A 14,927-nucleotide genomic window follows, 5' to 3' on the forward strand; every position below is an offset into this window, starting at 1 on the left:
CCTACCAGCGATACCGCGCGCTGGCGGTCACGTTGCGCGCGTAGCCGTAGTAGCACCAGACGGCGCTGTTGCAGACCGAGACGTAGTTGCGGTCGAACAGGTTGCTGGCGTTCAACTGCAGGCGCCAGCGACCGGTTTCGTAATGCACCACGCCATCGACCAGGGTGTATGACGGCGTCTGCCACTGGTTGTAGCTGTCGCCGTAATGCGCGCCCACGTAACGCACGCCGCCGCCGAAACCCAGCCCGGCCAGTGGACCGCTGACGATGGTGTAGTCGGCGCCGATCGCCGCCTGCTGCTTCGGCAGCAGTGGAATCTGCTTGCCCAGCGAGGGCAGGTCGTTGGTCGCGGTGACCTTCGAGTTGCTGTAGGTGTAGTCGCCGTACAGGCTGAAATTCGTGCCGAAGTTCCAGCGGCCTTCCAGCTCCACTCCGCGCAGGCGCGTCTGACCCTGCTGCACCTGGAACAAGGTGTGGTTGGGATCGATGGTGAGCGAGTTCTTCTGGGTGATCTGGTAGGCCGCGAGGCTGAGCAGGCCATTGCCGCTGGTCGGCTGGAACTTCAGGCCGGCCTCGTACTGATCGCCGGTGGTCGGCTTGAAGGCGATGCCGGCGAAGTCGGTGCCCACGGTGGGCTGGAACGAGTGCGACCACGACACGTACGGCACGAAGCCGCTGTCAAAGCGGTAGTTGACGCCGATGCGGCCGGAGAAGGCGTGGTCGGTCTGCTGCGCACGGGTGTCGCCGATCAACTGGTTCGTGTTGGTGTCCACGTGATCCTGGCGGCCGCCGATGGTGATGCCCCAACGATCGATCCTGATCTGGTCCTGCGCGTACACGCCGAGCTGCTTCTGCACCTGCAGCGTGTGCGTGGTGTAGGCGGGTACCGTCACCGGGCTGCCGTAGACCGGGTCGAAGATGTCCAGCGGAGGTGCGTCGAAATCGAACGCCGAGGCGTAGTCGTCGTTCGAGCGGCGGTAGTCCACGCCCACCAGCACGGTGTGCTGCAGCGCGCCGGTGTCGAAGTCGTATTGCAGGTTGTTGTCGACGCTGAAGGTCTTGGTGTGGTTTTCGTTGGGGAAGGCGTAGCGGATCAGCGTGCGGTTGTCGGCCAGCAGCCCGAACGCGCCGATGTTGGCGCCGTCACTGTCCACGTCGGCCTTGCCGTAACGCAGGTTCTGCCGGAATGTCACGCCGTTGGCGAAGTCGTGGCGGAACGCGTAGCCGATCGAGGCCAGCGTCTTGTCATAGTCGTTCTGGCCCGGCTCGCCGGTGAAGCGGTGGCGGGAAATCTTGCCGTTGGGGTTGTACAACAACGTGCCTGCCGCGGGCAGGAAGCCGGCACCCGAATCGGTATCGCCCTTCTGGAAGCGCGACAGCACGGTCAGCGAGGTGGCGTCTGAGGGCTTCCACGTGATCGCGGGTGCGAGGTAGTAGCGGTCGTCCTTGATGTAGTCGGTCATGGTGTTGCTGTTGCGGGCCAGGCCGGTGAGGCGGTACAGCAGCGTGCCCGCGTCGTTCAGCGGACCACCGAAATCGAACGTGCCCTGGCGCAGGGCGAAGCTGCCGTACGCGACGCCCACTTCGTGCAGCGGCTGCGCGGTGGGCTGCTTGCTGATCATGTTGATCATGCCGCCCGGCGGCATCGCGCCGTACAGCACCGACGACGGTCCCTTGATCACCTCCAGCCGTTCCAGCCCGTAAGGTTCGATGCGGGTGATGCCGGTACCGGAGCCGGCGGGCAGGGCCAGCCCGTCGAGATAACGCGCCGGGGTGAAGCCGCGTACCAGCAACCAGTCGCTGCGCGAATCGGGGCCGTAGCCGCCACCTTGCGCGCCAGCGGTGTACCACACCGCTTCCTCGATGCCCTGGATGCCGCGGCGGGCCATCTGCTGGTCGGTGATCACCGACACCGACTGCGGGATGGCCACGATCGGGGTGTCAGTCTTGGTCACCGAATCGCTGTCCTTGACGATCTTCGCGCTGACCTGCACGCCTTTCAGCGTGGTGGCCTGTTGCGGCGAGGGCGTGGTGTCGGCGGCATGGGCCACAGCCATGCCGCTGAGCAGGGGCAGGCCAAGCAGAGCGCATTGGAGCGCGCGGGGAAGACAACGCAGATGGAACCTGGACATCGGAAACCTTGGCGAATGAGGGCGGTCGGCGCCGCACTCCGGCCGTCATCTTCGGGTGGTGACGGCCGGGGCGAACGGTTTGTTCTCGACGGCTCGACACAAGGCGTTCAGGCAGATGCGTCAGAAGTTGCGTATGAGAATGATTCGCATTGTAAATCCAATGCCGGGTTTTCGGCAACGCCGCCGTCCTGAGCCCGGTTCGTCCGGAGCCGTTAGGGAAGGCCGGCTGCGCATCGCGGCACCTCGATGCCGCCCTCTGTGCGGGCTGCGCTCCGTGCGAACGGGGCAGAGATCCACGCCCTTCGCTCCGCTTGTTGCCCGGGCCAAGCCCAGCCTGGATGGCCGGGGAGCTGAGTGACGCGGGTGAGTGCCCGTTCGACCGGGAAGCGGCTCAGCTTGCGGTGCGTGGCACGAAATGCAGCGCCAGCGAGTTCATGCAATAGCGCAAACCGGTCGGGCGTGGGCCGTCGTCGAAGACGTGGCCGAGATGGCTGTCGCAGCGGGCGCAGCGGATCTCGGTGCGTTCCATGCCGAGGGTGGCATCACGATTTTGCACCACGTTGTGGGCCGAGATCGGCTGCCAGAAGCTGGGCCAGCCGGTGCCCGAGTCGAACTCGGTGGCGTCGTCGTAAAGCGCGGTGCCGCAGCCGCGGCAGCGAAAGATGCCGCGTGCGGCGGGGCGTTCGTGCTCGCCGCTGAAGGCCCGTTCGGTACCGCGCCGACGCATGATGTCGAAGGAGGCTTGCGACAGGCGCTGGTGCCACTGGGCATCGGTCAGCACCAGCTTCAGCTCGCGATGCAGGCCAAGGTTGCGGCCGTCGTCGGCGAAGGTTTCCAGCAGGACCGAGCCCGGCGTGGTGTGGATCAGCCCCGGTGGCCAGCTGTCGGCGCCGGCGGCGAGCAGGCGGGGCAACGCGATGCTGCCGCCCACGGCAAGCATCACGCCGCCGGCCAGGGCCGAACGCAGGAAGCGGCGGCGATCTGCGGCAATGACTTCATCGATGCGTGACATGACGGTCTCCTGGGGGAGTCGGAGGTGTGGAGTCGGCCATGGCGTTCAACGTCCGCGGCCGGCGCCCGATGGCTTCAGGTCTTTTACGGCCACTTAGCCGAAGGTGAAGGCGTAGGCGCGCACGCCGGGGTCGAGGAAGGTGATCTTGAACACCCGCTCGCCGGTGCCGTGGGCCTGGCGCACCAGCTGGTACAGCCGCTGCGAGGTCACCGTGCCATTGCCGTCGGCGTCGGTGTCCATGCCGTGGTCGGCGCCCGGTGCCTTGCCATCCAGCGTGACGCGGAAGCGCACCGGCTTGCCGTCCTTGGTCGGGCCCAGCACCAGGTGAAGGTCGCGGCCACGGAAGCGATAGCTGATGCTGCCGTCGGCGCGATCGAGCGTGGCGTCCTGCGGATGCACCGTCCAGCGGCCGTCGAGCGCCCACTGATTGGTAGCCAGCGTGGCGGGCGCGTGGTAGGGGAAGGCATCGTCATGGGCGACCTGGCCGCTGGCGAAATTTTCTGCGCGGGCGTAGCCGACGTAGGTTTCCGGCGAACGCTGCGCATCACCCGAGGCGGCTGCTTCCGCGCCTTTCGCGCCCGGCTGCACGTAACCGCCCGGCAGGTTCTTGTAGCCGGCATCGGTGAGCAGGCGGCGAATCATGTCCTCGCCTTCCGCGTAGCCGCCTTCGCCAAAGTAGTGGTGGCGGATGCGGCCGTGTGCGTCGATGAAGTAATCCGCCGGCCAGTATTCGTTGTTGAAGCCCTGCCAGATCGCGTAGTCGTCATCCAGCGCCACCGGGTACTTCACGCCCAGGCGTTTCACGGCGGCGGCCACGTTGGCCGGGTCCTTCTCGAAGGCGAATTCCGGGGAATGCACGCCAATGATCACCAGGCCGTGGTCCTTGTACTTGTCGTACCAGGCTTCGACGTAAGGCAGCGAGCGCAGGCAGTTGATGCAGGAATAGGTCCAGAAATCCACCAGCACCACCTTGCCGCGCAGCGACTGCGGAGTCAGCGCGCCGCTGTTGAGCCAGCCGGTGGCACCGGCGAGCGAAGGAAACTGGCCTTCGATCGGCAGCGGCTCGCCGGCTTTCGGCGCCGGTTCGGCGGAGGCCGTCGACATGGGGCGTACCGCGTTGATCAGCTTCTGCTCGATGCCGCTGGTGCTGGCCAGCGAGACGCGGGTGAGCAGGCCGGTATCCGCACCCAGCGCAATCGCCACCACGCCGCACAGCACCAGCGCACCCAGCCCGCGGCGAACCCATTCGCCCGCGCCCAGCGAGCGCTTCATCACGGCGAATACGCGGCCGCCCACGGCCAACGCCAGCGCCAGCGAGGTGGCCGCGCCGGCGGCGTAGACGAGCAGCAGCAGGGTGGTGGCCACGCTGGCGCCGTTCAGTGCCGCGCCGGTCAGCAGCAGGCCGAGGATCGGTCCGGCGCAGGGCGCCCACAGCAGGCCGGTGGCGATGCCCAGGCCCACCGCGCCCCAGATCGAATCCTGTTCCGAATCGGCGTGTTGCGACAGCCGGTTGCCCAGCGCCACGAACGGCCGGGTGATCCATTCGGCCAGGTGCGTGGAGAGCAGGGTAAGCCCGAGGAAGGCCAGCACCACCAGCGCCACGATGCGGCCGTACTGGTTCGCATGCACCGCCCAGCCACCGCCGACCGCGGCCAGCGTGGCGACAAGGGCGAAGGTGAGCGCCATGCCGATCAGCATCGGCAGGCCGTTGCGCGCGAACGGCCGGTCGGCGCGGGCGAACACGAACGGCAGTACCGGCAGGATGCACGGGCTGAGAATGGTCAGTACGCCGCCGAGGTAGGCGAGTAGCAGCAGGATCATGGCGTCAGGCACCTGTGGAAGGGTTCGCTGGGGTATTCGCCGGCTCTCGTCGGGCGGTTACATCCCCGAGAGCGTGGGCATGCCCTTGTATACGAGGTAACCATCGCGGTGGATGCGGCGAACCGGAAATGGAGTGAAACACCAGGAACAAGCATGCCCCTCTTGACCGCTGGCGGTTCATGGGTGATAGATGATGGTCTGCCTTCACCATCGGATCGCCCCTTTACCGTGTCAGTCGAAGCCGCCAGCCCCAGTGAGCAGGCCGAGCGCCAGCGGGCAGCGTGGATGGCTGCCGCGCAAGCGGGCGATCGGCGTGCCTATGAGCGTGTGCTGGCCAGTTCGCTGTCGTTGATCCGCAGCGTGGCGCGTCGGCAGGGCGTGCCGGTGGATTCGATCGATGACGTGGTGCAGGAAACCCTGTTGACTGTGCACCGCGTACGCCACACCTACGATCCGACCCGCTCGTTCGATGCGTGGCTGGCCGCCATTGCCAGCCGCCGCGCGATCGATGCCCTGCGCAGCCAGGGCCGTCGCGGCCGGCGCGAAGTGCACGACGAATTCGCGCTGGACCAGCATCCCGATCGTGACGACGCCAGCGCCGAAGGCGAACGCGAACAGCAGGCGCTGCGCCTGCGCGACGCCATCGCCGAACTGCCGCCGGGTCAGCGTGAAGCGGTGGAGCAACTGGGATTGAAGGAACAGACACTGGCCGAGGCTGCCGCCTTGACGGGGCGAAATACCGGCGCACTGAAAGTGAACCTGCACCGCGCACTGAAGGCGTTGCGCGGTCGCATGCACGGAGAACCCTAGAAACCATGTCGTCCGATCCACGCCGCCACGAAGCCCTGATCGATGCGCTCGGCGCCGAGCTGACGCCGGTACGGCGCCTGCTGCCGCCGTGGCTGCGCACGCTCGGTTGGCTGCTCGCCGTGGTGGCCATCGCGGCGGGATTGCTGATGCGCTATGGCGATCAGCCGATGTTGCGGCGCTGGGCCGGTGCTCCCGATCTGGCCTGGGCGGCGGCCGGCGCCGTGTTCACCGCGGTCTGCGCCGCATGGTGTGCTTTCGTGCTGGGCGTGCCCGGACGTTCGCGTGCATGGGCCTGGTTGCCGGTGCCCGGCTTGCTGTTGTGGATCGGTGCCAGTGGCCTGGGTTGCCTGCGCACGTGGTTGGCGCCGGATACCGACATTGCCACCTTGCACCAATCCGTTGATTGCCTGGTGTTCATCATCAGTTTCTCGGTTCCGCTGTCGATATTGATGGTGTGGTTGCTGCGTCGCGCCTGCCCGTTGCGGCCGGCGCTTACCGCGGTGATGGTGGGGCTGGCCAGTGCTGCCGCCTCGGCCAGCCTGCTGGAGATTTGCCACAACTTCGACGCGGCGGCCACCGACCTGCTGACCCATGCGCTGGCCGTGGCCATCGTGGTGGGCGTCAACGTGGCGATGGGCGGGCGGCTGCTGTCGCGGCATTGATCGGCAGGTCGCCGCGAGTTGCGGTTTGCCTTGAGGTAACCGTCGACGTGCGGCCTGCGAAGAAAGGGACGGAAGCGGCCAGATCGCTTCCGTCCCTTTTCCTTTCAAGGATGCACCCATGAACACACGCACGCTTGTCGCCGTGGCTGTGGCCGCCGCCGTTGGCGCCTTCGCTTTCAGCCCGGTCTTCGCGCAGGATGCAATGTCCGGTTCGTCGATGTCGCACGATGCCATGCACAAGGGCAGCATGATGAAGAAGGACGCGATGAAGCACGAAGCCATGAAGCATGACGCCATGAAGTCCGGCGCCATGAAGCATCAGGCGATGAAGTCCGATGCCATGATGAAAAAGGATGGCGCGATGATGAAGAAAGGCGCCATGAAGCACGACGCGATGAAGATGAAGAAGACCGGCGGTGATGCCATGAGCAGCGGTGGCTGACACGACAGTCCCGGCCTGACAGGCCGCGGGGCATGGCCGCCGGCAACGGATGCCATGCCCCGATTTCATGCCGGGCAGACGCGACAGGCGGATAATGCAGGAGTCCCACTGCCTGCGGTGACCACGTCATGTCCGCTTTTGCACGCCGGCTCGGTATCGAGCATTCCCTTGTCCAGGCGCCGATGGCCGGCTCCACCACACCAGCCCTGGTTGCCGCTGTGTCCGCTGCGGGCGCCTTCGGTTCGCTGGGCGCCGGCTACCTGGAGCCGCAGGCCATCCTCGAGCAGGTTGGCCAGGTCCGCGCAACGACCGATCGCCCGTTTGGTATCAACCTGTTTGTGCTGCCCGATGAATTTTCGCCGGACATGACCGCGGTGGCGCGAGCACGCGAGTTGCTCGATGCCCTGATGGAACGCGAAGGCCTCGAGGTGCGCACCGCACTGCCGGCACGCTGGGCACCGCGCTTCTCCGAGCAGCTCGCCGCGTTGCGCGAAGCGCGCCCGGCCGCAGCCAGCTTTACCTTCGACCTGCTGACCACGGAGCAGGTGCTTGAGCTGAAACGGCTGGACATCATGGTGATCGGCAATGCCACCAGCGTGGCCGAGGCCCGTGCCTGGGCCGAGCGCGGCGCCGACGCGGTGTGCGTGCAGGGTGCCGAGGCGGGCGGACATCGCGGCACCTTCATGCATGCGCCGGAAGAGGCGATGATCGGCCTGTTCGCGCTGATTCCGCTGGTTGCCCGGGCCGTGGACATTCCGGTGATCGCCGCCGGCGGCATCATGGATGGCCGCGGGATACTGGCCGCCGAGGTGCTGGGCGCCGCGGCCAGCCAGCTCGGCACCGCCTTCCTGTCCTGTCCCGAAGCCTCGGCCGCCCCCGCCTGGAAGCGCGACCTGCCGAACGTGGAAGCGCATCGCGTGGCCAGCATTCGCAGCTTTTCCGGCCGAGCCGCGCGCGGCCTGCGCAACCATTACGTGGTGGTGATGGAGGCTGCCGCCGACGAGTTGCCGCCGTATCCCATCCTGAATGCGCTGACCGCCCCGCTGCGCCGTGCCGCAGCCCAGGCCGGCCGCGGCGACCTGCTCTCCGAGTGGTGTGGCCAGGCGGCCGCCATGACGCGACCCCTGCCGGCCGGCGAGCTGGTGGCCCTGCTGATGGACGAATACGACAGCGCGGCACGTAATGCGGGTTGAATGAATGCGGTGCCTTGACCTTGTCTTGCGCTGCGGCGGTTATACTGCGCCCGCGCCATACCGCGCGCCGACCACGCCGCGAGGCACCCGCTCTTGAGTACACCCCGCAACGTCAAGGCCGATTCCACGGCCGCCCTGCGCAAAGCTGTCATCGATGCGCTGGAAGAATTGAAGGCCAAGGACATTCGCGAAATCGATGTCCTGGGCAAGACCTCCATTGCCGATCTGCTGGTGATCGCTTCCGGCACCTCCGCACGCCACGTCAAATCCATCGCCGACGAAGTGGTGAAGTTCGCCAAGAAGGCGGGCGTGATGCCGCTGGGCGTGGAAGGCGAGCAGGAGGGCGAGTGGGTGCTGGTGGACCTGGGCGACGTGATCGTCCACGTCATGCTGCCGCGCATCCGCGAGTTCTATGGCCTGGAGCGCTTGTGGACGGTGGGCGACCACGGCCACGACCTGGATGCCGCGAGCGCCGGGTGAACGCCAGGTTTTCTCCCTCGCAGGTACGGGAGAGGCCACGCTTTTCTCTCTCTCCCCGCCGGGGAGAGGGCCGGGGTGAGGGGACAATCTCGCGAGGTGTCTGTCACGAAGCGAAGCGCAGCTTTGGTGGGCGATATCGCGAGCACCCGCCCCTCACCTCAATCCCCTTCGACCGGCTCAGGACGGTGCTCTCTCCGCAGGGGAGAGGAGGCGAACGAGGCACTATGCGCGCTCCATTTCATAAAGGCGGGCAATGACGCGCGCGCGCATCATTGCCGTCGGTGAGCGCATGCCCGGCTGGGTGGCCGAAGGGTTTGCCGAATACCGCAAGCGGCTGTCGCATGAACTGCCGCTGGAACTGATCGAGCTGAAACCCGGTGTGCGTGGCAAGGGACGCGATGACGTCCGCGCCATGCAGGACGAGGGCGCCGCCATTCTTGCCGCGTTGCCGCGCGACACGCACGTGGTGGCGCTGGACGGGCACGGCAAGGCGTGGTCCAGCGAGGAGCTCGCCGAGCAACTGGCAAAGTGGCGCATGGCCGGGCGCGATCTGGCCTTCCTGATCGGTGGACCCGACGGTCACGCTGCCGAAGTGCTGGCGCGCGCCGACCAGCGCTGGTCGCTGGGCCCGCTGACCCTGCCGCACATGCTGGTACGGCTGGTGCTGGCCGAACAGTTGTATCGCGCCACCACCATCATGGCCGGGCATCCCTATCATCGTGCGTGAGTGTGGGCGATCACGCGATGTGATCCAGGTTCATGCCACTTGCCGGATGGAGGGACTGTCCTCATGGATTGCCGGGATCATCGCGGGCAGGTAGGTTCTTCGCTCACGTCCCTGTTGCGAGTTTCTCCCATGGATTTCCACGTTCGTCCGGCCACGATCCACGACCTCGATGCGCTGGTGCCGCTGTTCGATGGCTACCGCCGGTTCTATGGCAAGCCGTCCGATGAGGCAGGGGCGCGCGATTTCCTCACCACGCGTCTGCGCCTCAACGAATCGATGATTCTGCTGGCGCGCGACGAGCATGGTGCGGCGCTGGGTTTCACCCAACTCTATCCGCTGTTTTCCTCGGTGCGCATGGTGCGTACCTGGCTGCTCAACGACTTGTTCGTGGCAGCCGGTGCACGGCGGCAGGGCGTGGCGAAGGCCTTGCTGGAGGCCGCCGCCACACAGGCGCGAAACCTGGGGGCCGCCAGCCTGTCGCTGTCCACCGCGCTGGACAACGCGCCGGCCCAGGCCTTGTACGAATCGCTGGGCTGGCAACGCGACCGCCAGTTCTGCAGCTATGACCTGACACTTTGAGCGCACCGTTCACCGGGTTGCCAACGGGAGTCCGCATGCTTCACCTTGCCTCGCAATCGCCGCGCCGCCGCCAGTTGCTGGAGCAGCTTGGCGTGGACTTCAGCGTGCTCGATGTGGACGTGCCCGAGCAGCGGGCCGTCGGCGAATCGCCGCAGGCCTATGTCGGCCGCGTGGCGCGGGACAAGGCGCGCGCCGGATTGGCGAAACTGGGCGCCGCGCCCGACGCACGGGTGCTGGGCGCGGATACCGAGGTGGTGCTGGACGACGAGGTGTTCGGCAAGCCGGGTGATGCGGCCGAAGCCGCGGCGATGCTGCGTCGGTTGTCCGGGCGCACGCATGCCGTGATCTCGACGGTATGGCTGGTGGACGCCAGGCACGAGCACTGCGTGACGTGCGTGTCGCAGGTGCGCTTTGCCTCGCTGGACGAGGCCGCCATCGCCGGCTATGTCGCGACCGGCGAATCGTTCGGCAAGGCCGGCGGCTACGCCATCCAGGGGCGCGGTGCGGCCTTGATCGAGCATCTGGATGGCAGCTATTCCGGCGTGATGGGGCTGCCCCTGTTCGAGACCGCGCGGTTGCTGCGCGAGGCCGGTATCGTCATCGCGTAGTGCGGCCGTTTCAGGCGTGATGCTGGGCGACCGCCACGAACAGCGCAATCATCGCCACCGCATTGTTGACGCCATGGGCCAATACCGACGGCCACAGCGAGCCGGATTTCAGCCGCAGCCAGCACAGCGCCAGCGCCAGCAGCATCAGGTCGGGCAGTGCGTACCACTTGAAGTGCAGGCCGGGCAGGTGCACCACGCCGAACAGCAGCACGCAGGCGGCCACCGCCCAGCCCACCGGCAGTCGTCGCAACAGTGCGGAAAGCAGGGCGCCACGAAACAGCACCTCTTCCACCAGCGGGCCGATGCTGACCACCATCACGGCCAGCAGCATGCGCAAGCCGGGCGTGGCGCTGTGGCCGAGCTGTTCCACGTTCTGGGTTACCGGATGGCCGTGCGCCAGCCATTGCGTGAGCCACCCGCCCAGCGGCGGCAACACCAGGCCGAGGGCCACGGCGGCAAGGTAGAACGTGGGTGTAGTTGGCCTGCACAGGCCGAAGCCGGGTGGTTGCGGCAACGACCACAAGTGCGGCCACCAGCGATGTGCCACGTACAGTGCGACCAGTGCAGCCACCGGAACGGTGACGATGACCATCAGCGTTACCGCATCCGGCTGTTGCATGATCGCGACGACCTGCTGCCGGATGCTGGAGGCGGACTCGCCCATGTGCCGGATGCCGACGACCAATCCCACCACGAAGCCAGCCAGCACGCTCAGCATCAATTGCAGCAGGAAGTACAGCGCGATCAGGCCGAGAGCCGACCAGATGCCCGGCGCCGGCAGGGCCACGGGTGGTTCGCCACGCGGCAGTGGCGGTGGCTGGATGGCATGTTCTGTCGTGGTCATGCCACGGGTCTCGTGGCGACCGTCCTCCGGGACGGCCGATGACGTGGTCCGTTCATGGCTTGCATCAAGCCAGCAGCAGCGCGCGGATGACTCCGACAACGGCCATGATCAGCACGGCAGCCCAGGCCAGCATCGAGAGCATGAAGCCGCCCTCGCGACGCGCCGCCTCCTGCAGGTAACCCGCCGCGTACCACACCCGGCCGACGATCCAGAACAGCCCCGCGATGCCGGCCCAGCCGGCGAAGCCGTAGTGCGTGGCCAGCCACAGCGTGGGCAGGAACATCACCGTGCCTTCCAGCGTATTCATCTGCACCCGATAGGCACGTTCGAAGTCGGGATGGCCGCTGGTGGCGGGCGCCTTGATGCCGTATTTCATGCGCGCCCGGCCCACCACGAACATGGTGCCAAGCAGCAGCAGGACGGTAAGCAGGACAACAAGGGCAGGCAGTTGCTGGAGCATGTCGGGTTTCCACAAGGACAGGCCACCACTTTACCGGTTTGGCGGGGAGGTGCGCGTGGCGCTATCGTCATGGTCCGGCGGTGACGGTGCCGCCAGGGGAGACGAACATGGATTGGCAGAAAGGCGAAACCAGCAGTAATGTCGAGGTGGACAGCGGTGGTGGCGGCGGCCCGCGCTTCGGCGGTGGCCGGCGCATGGGGCTGGGCGGCTTGCTGATACTGGCGATCCTGGGCTGGGTGTTCTTCAAGAACCCCATGGCCCTGCTCGACCAGGGCGGCGGTCAGCCCGTCGCCACGGCGCCGAACGCGCAGCCGGCGCAGGTCGATCCGCAACAGAAACTGTTCGTGGAGAAGATCCTCGGTTCGACCGAAAAGACCTGGGGCGACATCTTCACCTCGATGGGGCACACCTATACCGACCCGAAACTGGACCTGTTCAGCGGTGGCGTGAACACCGCCTGCGGCGAGGCATCCACCGCGGTGGGGCCGTTCTACTGCCCGGGTGACCACAAGATCTATCTGGACCTGGACTTCTTCCAGGAGCTGCAGAACCGCTTCCACGCCAGCGGCGATTTCGCGCGCGCCTACGTGATCGCGCACGAAGTGGGCCACCATGTGCAGCAGCAGCTCGGCATCTTCGCCAAGGTGCAGCAACTGCAGCGCCAGTGCGCGCAGATGGACGGCGCCGATGGCCTGTCGGTGCGGCAGGAACTGCAGGCCGACTGTTTCGCCGGGGTGTGGGCCAACCGCAGCCAGCAGCGCCTGCAATGGCTGCAGCCGGGCGACGTGGAGTCGGCGCTCAATGCGGCCAGCCAGATCGGCGACGACACCTTGCAACGCGAGGCATGAGGCACCGTGGTGCCCGATTCGTTCACCCACGGCACCTCGGCGCAGCGGGTGAAGTGGTTCAAGACCGGCATGGCCAGCGGTGACATCAGGAGCTGCAACACCTTCGCCGGGGAGCCGTAAGCATCTGGCTCTCGCGTAGGAGCGCACCCTGTGCGCGAAGGTTTCTGGCCGGGCATCCGAAAAAACCTTCGCGCACAGGGTGCGCTCCTACCCGTGCTGGTGGGTGGTTCCGGGCGGTCCCACCTTCCGTCGCTGCGCGATCGGATCTAGACTCCGCGAGCTGCGTGCCTTGGGGTGCGCTTTCGCTGGCTTGCATGAGTCATCCCTGCCTGAGTTGCGGCGCCTGCTGCGCCTTTTTTCGCATTGCCTTCCACTGGTCCGAGACCGACCCCTTGCTGGGCGGAACCGTGCCTGCCGAACTCACCGAAAAGCTGGACCCGCATCGCGTTGTGATGCGCGGTACGCAGTCGAAGACACCGCGCTGCGTGGCGCTGGTGGGCGAGATTGGCGTGGCTGCCCATTGCGGCATTCACCCGATCAAGCCCTCGGTGTGCCGCGAGGTCGAGCCGTCCTGGGAGTTCGGGCGGCATAGCCTGCAATGCGACAAGGGGCGTATCGCCCATGGCCTGTTGCCGTTGACGCCAACGGACTGGCCGACGCCGGTGATCCCGGTGCCGGTCCTGCCGCTGGTGCCGGAGTTGCCGCTGGACGAGCCGGCCATCGCCGTGCTGGCCAGCCTCGATCTGCCGCCGGCCACGGGCGGTACGGGTATTCCGGTGTAGGTACGCAAGGCTTGGGTGCCGGGCGGTTTCACAGTGCGGCCGAATCAGCCCATCGGCGGTTGCGCAGAACTGGCTCCTGTCGCAGTGTCGAAGCGATAGATGTCCATCGCGAGAAAGCCCAGGTCGATGCCGGCATCGATGCGCCGGGCCTGTGCGGATGCGCCCGCAGCGCCCAGTGCCACGAACAAGGGCAGCAGGTGTTCGTCCGTGGGATGGGCGCGTTCGGCGAATGGCGCCTGGTGACGGTAGTCGAGCAGAGCGTCGACGTCGCCGGCGGCCAGGCGCTGTTCGATCCAGTCGGTGAACGGGCGCACGTAGGGCGCCTCGCGCGCTTCGCTGTAACCGGCACGGAAGTCACCCAGGTTGTGCGTGATGCTGCCCGAACCGATGACCAGCACGCCTTCCTCGCGCAGCGGTGCCAGCGCGCGGCCCATGGCGAGCGCATGGGCCGGGCCGGCCTCGGGCTGGATCGATACCGGCACGACCGGGATGTCGGCCTGCGGATAAAGCAGGCGTAGCGGAACCCATACGCCATGATCGAAACCGCGCGATGGGTCGAGCTCGGGCTGCAGGCCTGCCGTGTCGAGCAGCGACGCCACGCGAGCGGCCAGGCCGGGCGCCCCCGATGCCGGGTAGTTCAGCGCGTGGAGCTCGCGCGGGAAGCCGTAAAAGTCGTGGATGGTGGCCGGCCGCACTGCGCTGCCGACGTGTGGCGAGCGGGCCAGCCAATGCGCCGAGGCGATCACGATGGCTTTCGGCCGCGGCAACGTCGCAGCCAGTTCAGCCAGGCGAATGCCGGTGAGGCCAGGTTGCAGCGCGGTCATCGGCGAGCCGTGCGAGACGTACAGGCTGGGCAGGGCGGACATGGCGAATCACTGTCGAGGAGATCGCCTCAAGGTAAGGGATGTTGACGATTTTGCAGCGGCGTCCGGGTGAACGGCGCGTTGCCGTATCGAAACAATGGGCCGGGCAGTAGCGTGCACGGATGCCATGCCTTTGCTCGTCACTCTGACGAAGGCCGAAATCCATTGACTGCATGGCTTGACCTGATCAGCGACGAAGCGCAGCTAAAAAGACCGTTCGCGCTGAGCGTAGCTTGCGTTAGCAAGCGGAGTCGAAGCGCCTGCAGGCGATCACCCTTCGACTCCGGCCCTGCGGGCCTACGCTCAGGGCGAACGGTGAGGCGTTGGCTGAACCTTGTCGCTCTTCAGAAACAGAAAAATAACCCCTTGTTTTGCTTGTCTGTTTCATGGGGCGGACGGAATCGGTACGAGGTTGTAGCCCATCATGGCAGCGCGCTTTTGGAGTTGATGTACCACGCGCTGCTGATGCCGCTCCTCGTAGTAGGTCTGCCCCTGATCGACGTAGGCCTCGCCCTTGGTCAGCAGGGTGTAGATCAATCGCGCCAGCTTGTGCGCCGTCGCGGTGATGGCTTTGGCTTTCTCCACCCGCGCCAGCATGCGCCGGTGATACGCTCCGAGCGCGGTCTGGCTGCGGCGTAAACCCATGGCCGCCATCCGTAACGCCT

The 14,927-nt window shown here is 66.7% G+C and carries 15 protein-coding genes and 2 pseudogenes; 10 read left to right on the plus strand and 7 right to left on the minus strand.

The window, feature by feature from the left end; translation table 11 throughout:
• Window position 1: 1 nt before the first annotated feature.
• From BMY90_RS13095 to BMY90_RS13105, 3 genes are all read right to left on the minus strand, one after another.
• A complete protein-coding gene (locus BMY90_RS13095; RefSeq protein WP_175481574.1) occupies window positions 2–2,131 on the minus strand; it encodes a TonB-dependent siderophore receptor in 2,130 nt (709 codons plus the stop codon).
• A gap of 391 nt (window positions 2,132–2,522) precedes the next feature.
• The gene (gene msrB, locus BMY90_RS13100) at window positions 2,523–3,143 is read right to left on the minus strand and encodes a peptide-methionine (R)-S-oxide reductase MsrB (protein ID WP_092704539.1); all 621 of its coding nucleotides are present in this window, start codon (window positions 3,141–3,143) and stop codon (window positions 2,523–2,525) included.
• A gap of 93 nt (window positions 3,144–3,236) precedes the next feature.
• Window positions 3,237–4,964, minus strand: a complete 1,728-nt coding sequence (locus tag BMY90_RS13105; RefSeq protein ID WP_008214925.1) for a cytochrome c biogenesis protein DipZ — start codon at window positions 4,962–4,964, stop codon at window positions 3,237–3,239.
• A 285-nt stretch (window positions 4,965–5,249) separates the two neighbouring features.
• On the opposite strand from BMY90_RS13105, the gene BMY90_RS13110 reads away from it, so the two are divergent.
• The 8 genes from BMY90_RS13110 (at window position 5,250) to BMY90_RS13145 (ending at window position 10,465) form a co-directional block, all read left to right on the plus strand.
• Window positions 5,250–5,774, plus strand: a complete 525-nt coding sequence (locus BMY90_RS13110) for an RNA polymerase sigma factor (protein ID WP_092704565.1) — start codon at window positions 5,250–5,252, stop codon at window positions 5,772–5,774.
• A 5-nt stretch (window positions 5,775–5,779) separates the two neighbouring features.
• Window positions 5,780–6,436 carry an NrsF family protein gene (locus BMY90_RS13115; RefSeq protein WP_092704541.1) on the plus strand — a complete coding sequence of 219 codons (657 nt, stop codon included), beginning with the start codon at window positions 5,780–5,782 and terminating at the stop codon, window positions 6,434–6,436.
• Between the two features lie 118 nt (window positions 6,437–6,554).
• The gene (locus tag BMY90_RS13120) at window positions 6,555–6,878 is read left to right on the plus strand and encodes a pentapeptide MXKDX repeat protein (RefSeq protein ID WP_092704543.1); all 324 of its coding nucleotides are present in this window, start codon (window positions 6,555–6,557) and stop codon (window positions 6,876–6,878) included.
• 128 nt (window positions 6,879–7,006) lie between these two features.
• The gene (locus tag BMY90_RS13125) at window positions 7,007–8,071 is read left to right on the plus strand and encodes an NAD(P)H-dependent flavin oxidoreductase (protein ID WP_092704545.1); all 1,065 of its coding nucleotides are present in this window, start codon (window positions 7,007–7,009) and stop codon (window positions 8,069–8,071) included.
• Between the two features lie 93 nt (window positions 8,072–8,164).
• Window positions 8,165–8,551 (plus strand): ribosome silencing factor, encoded by a 387-nt coding sequence (rsfS, locus tag BMY90_RS13130; protein ID WP_008214905.1) that lies wholly within the window; start codon window positions 8,165–8,167, stop codon window positions 8,549–8,551.
• A 253-nt stretch (window positions 8,552–8,804) separates the two neighbouring features.
• Entirely contained in the window at window positions 8,805–9,278 is a 474-nt protein-coding gene (gene rlmH, locus BMY90_RS13135) for a 23S rRNA (pseudouridine(1915)-N(3))-methyltransferase RlmH (RefSeq protein ID WP_008214903.1), read from the plus strand.
• A 129-nt stretch (window positions 9,279–9,407) separates the two neighbouring features.
• Window positions 9,408–9,857, plus strand: a complete 450-nt coding sequence (locus BMY90_RS13140) for a GNAT family N-acetyltransferase (RefSeq protein ID WP_092704547.1) — start codon at window positions 9,408–9,410, stop codon at window positions 9,855–9,857.
• A 35-nt stretch (window positions 9,858–9,892) separates the two neighbouring features.
• Window positions 9,893–10,465 (plus strand): Maf family protein, encoded by a 573-nt coding sequence (locus BMY90_RS13145; protein ID WP_092704549.1) that lies wholly within the window; start codon window positions 9,893–9,895, stop codon window positions 10,463–10,465.
• Window positions 10,466–10,475: 10 nt separating this feature from the next.
• Here the strand turns inward: BMY90_RS13145 and BMY90_RS13150 are convergent, their stop codons facing one another.
• Together BMY90_RS13150 and BMY90_RS13155 are read right to left on the minus strand one after the other, a co-directional pair.
• A complete protein-coding gene (locus BMY90_RS13150; RefSeq protein WP_008214896.1) occupies window positions 10,476–11,309 on the minus strand; it encodes a CPBP family intramembrane glutamic endopeptidase in 834 nt (277 codons plus the stop codon).
• Between the two features lie 64 nt (window positions 11,310–11,373).
• The gene (locus BMY90_RS13155) at window positions 11,374–11,769 is read right to left on the minus strand and encodes an MAPEG family protein (protein ID WP_092704551.1); all 396 of its coding nucleotides are present in this window, start codon (window positions 11,767–11,769) and stop codon (window positions 11,374–11,376) included.
• 107 nt (window positions 11,770–11,876) lie between these two features.
• On the opposite strand from BMY90_RS13155, the pseudogene ypfJ reads away from it, so the two are divergent.
• Together ypfJ and BMY90_RS13165 are read left to right on the plus strand one after the other, a co-directional pair.
• A pseudogene (gene ypfJ / locus BMY90_RS13160) lies at window positions 11,877–12,737 on the plus strand (KPN_02809 family neutral zinc metallopeptidase).
• 194 nt (window positions 12,738–12,931) lie between these two features.
• On the plus strand, window positions 12,932–13,399 hold the full coding sequence (locus BMY90_RS13165) for a YkgJ family cysteine cluster protein (RefSeq protein WP_092704553.1): 468 nt from the start codon (window positions 12,932–12,934) through the stop codon (window positions 13,397–13,399).
• A 44-nt stretch (window positions 13,400–13,443) separates the two neighbouring features.
• Here BMY90_RS13165 and BMY90_RS13170 read toward each other — a convergent pair whose 3' ends face one another.
• Both BMY90_RS13170 and BMY90_RS13175 read right to left on the minus strand, forming a co-directional pair.
• The gene (locus BMY90_RS13170; RefSeq protein WP_092704555.1) at window positions 13,444–14,265 is read right to left on the minus strand and encodes a dioxygenase family protein; all 822 of its coding nucleotides are present in this window, start codon (window positions 14,263–14,265) and stop codon (window positions 13,444–13,446) included.
• Window positions 14,266–14,646: 381 nt separating this feature from the next.
• A pseudogene (locus BMY90_RS13175) lies at window positions 14,647–14,927 on the minus strand (IS110 family transposase); the annotation flags it as partial.

The sequence above is a fragment of the Rhodanobacter glycinis genome, assembly GCF_900114325.1.
GTDB classification, from domain to species: Bacteria; Pseudomonadota; Gammaproteobacteria; order Xanthomonadales; family Rhodanobacteraceae; genus Rhodanobacter_A; species Rhodanobacter_A glycinis.

What these genes read in the sequence shown, in the direction of transcription:
- BMY90_RS13125 (WP_092704545.1), top strand. Translation starts at nt 7,007, where the DNA reads ATGTCCGCTTTTGCACGCCGGCTCGGTATCGAGCATTCCCTTGTCCAG.
- msrB (WP_092704539.1), bottom strand. Translation starts at nt 3,143, where the DNA reads ATGTCACGCATCGATGAAGTCATTGCCGCAGATCGCCGCCGCTTCCTG.
- rlmH (WP_008214903.1), top strand. Translation starts at nt 8,805, where the DNA reads ATGACGCGCGCGCGCATCATTGCCGTCGGTGAGCGCATGCCCGGCTGG.
- BMY90_RS13110 (WP_092704565.1), top strand. Translation starts at nt 5,250, where the DNA reads ATGGCTGCCGCGCAAGCGGGCGATCGGCGTGCCTATGAGCGTGTGCTG.
- BMY90_RS13095 (WP_175481574.1), bottom strand. Translation starts at nt 2,131, where the DNA reads ATGTCCAGGTTCCATCTGCGTTGTCTTCCCCGCGCGCTCCAATGCGCT.
- BMY90_RS13170 (WP_092704555.1), bottom strand. Translation starts at nt 14,265, where the DNA reads ATGTCCGCCCTGCCCAGCCTGTACGTCTCGCACGGCTCGCCGATGACC.
- BMY90_RS13150 (WP_008214896.1), bottom strand. Translation starts at nt 11,309, where the DNA reads ATGACCACGACAGAACATGCCATCCAGCCACCGCCACTGCCGCGTGGC.
- BMY90_RS13145 (WP_092704549.1), top strand. Translation starts at nt 9,893, where the DNA reads ATGCTTCACCTTGCCTCGCAATCGCCGCGCCGCCGCCAGTTGCTGGAG.
- BMY90_RS13105 (WP_008214925.1), bottom strand. Translation starts at nt 4,964, where the DNA reads ATGATCCTGCTGCTACTCGCCTACCTCGGCGGCGTACTGACCATTCTC.
- BMY90_RS13165 (WP_092704553.1), top strand. Translation starts at nt 12,932, where the DNA reads ATGAGTCATCCCTGCCTGAGTTGCGGCGCCTGCTGCGCCTTTTTTCGC.
- BMY90_RS13155 (WP_092704551.1), bottom strand. Translation starts at nt 11,769, where the DNA reads ATGCTCCAGCAACTGCCTGCCCTTGTTGTCCTGCTTACCGTCCTGCTG.
- BMY90_RS13115 (WP_092704541.1), top strand. Translation starts at nt 5,780, where the DNA reads ATGTCGTCCGATCCACGCCGCCACGAAGCCCTGATCGATGCGCTCGGC.
- BMY90_RS13140 (WP_092704547.1), top strand. Translation starts at nt 9,408, where the DNA reads ATGGATTTCCACGTTCGTCCGGCCACGATCCACGACCTCGATGCGCTG.
- BMY90_RS13120 (WP_092704543.1), top strand. Translation starts at nt 6,555, where the DNA reads ATGAACACACGCACGCTTGTCGCCGTGGCTGTGGCCGCCGCCGTTGGC.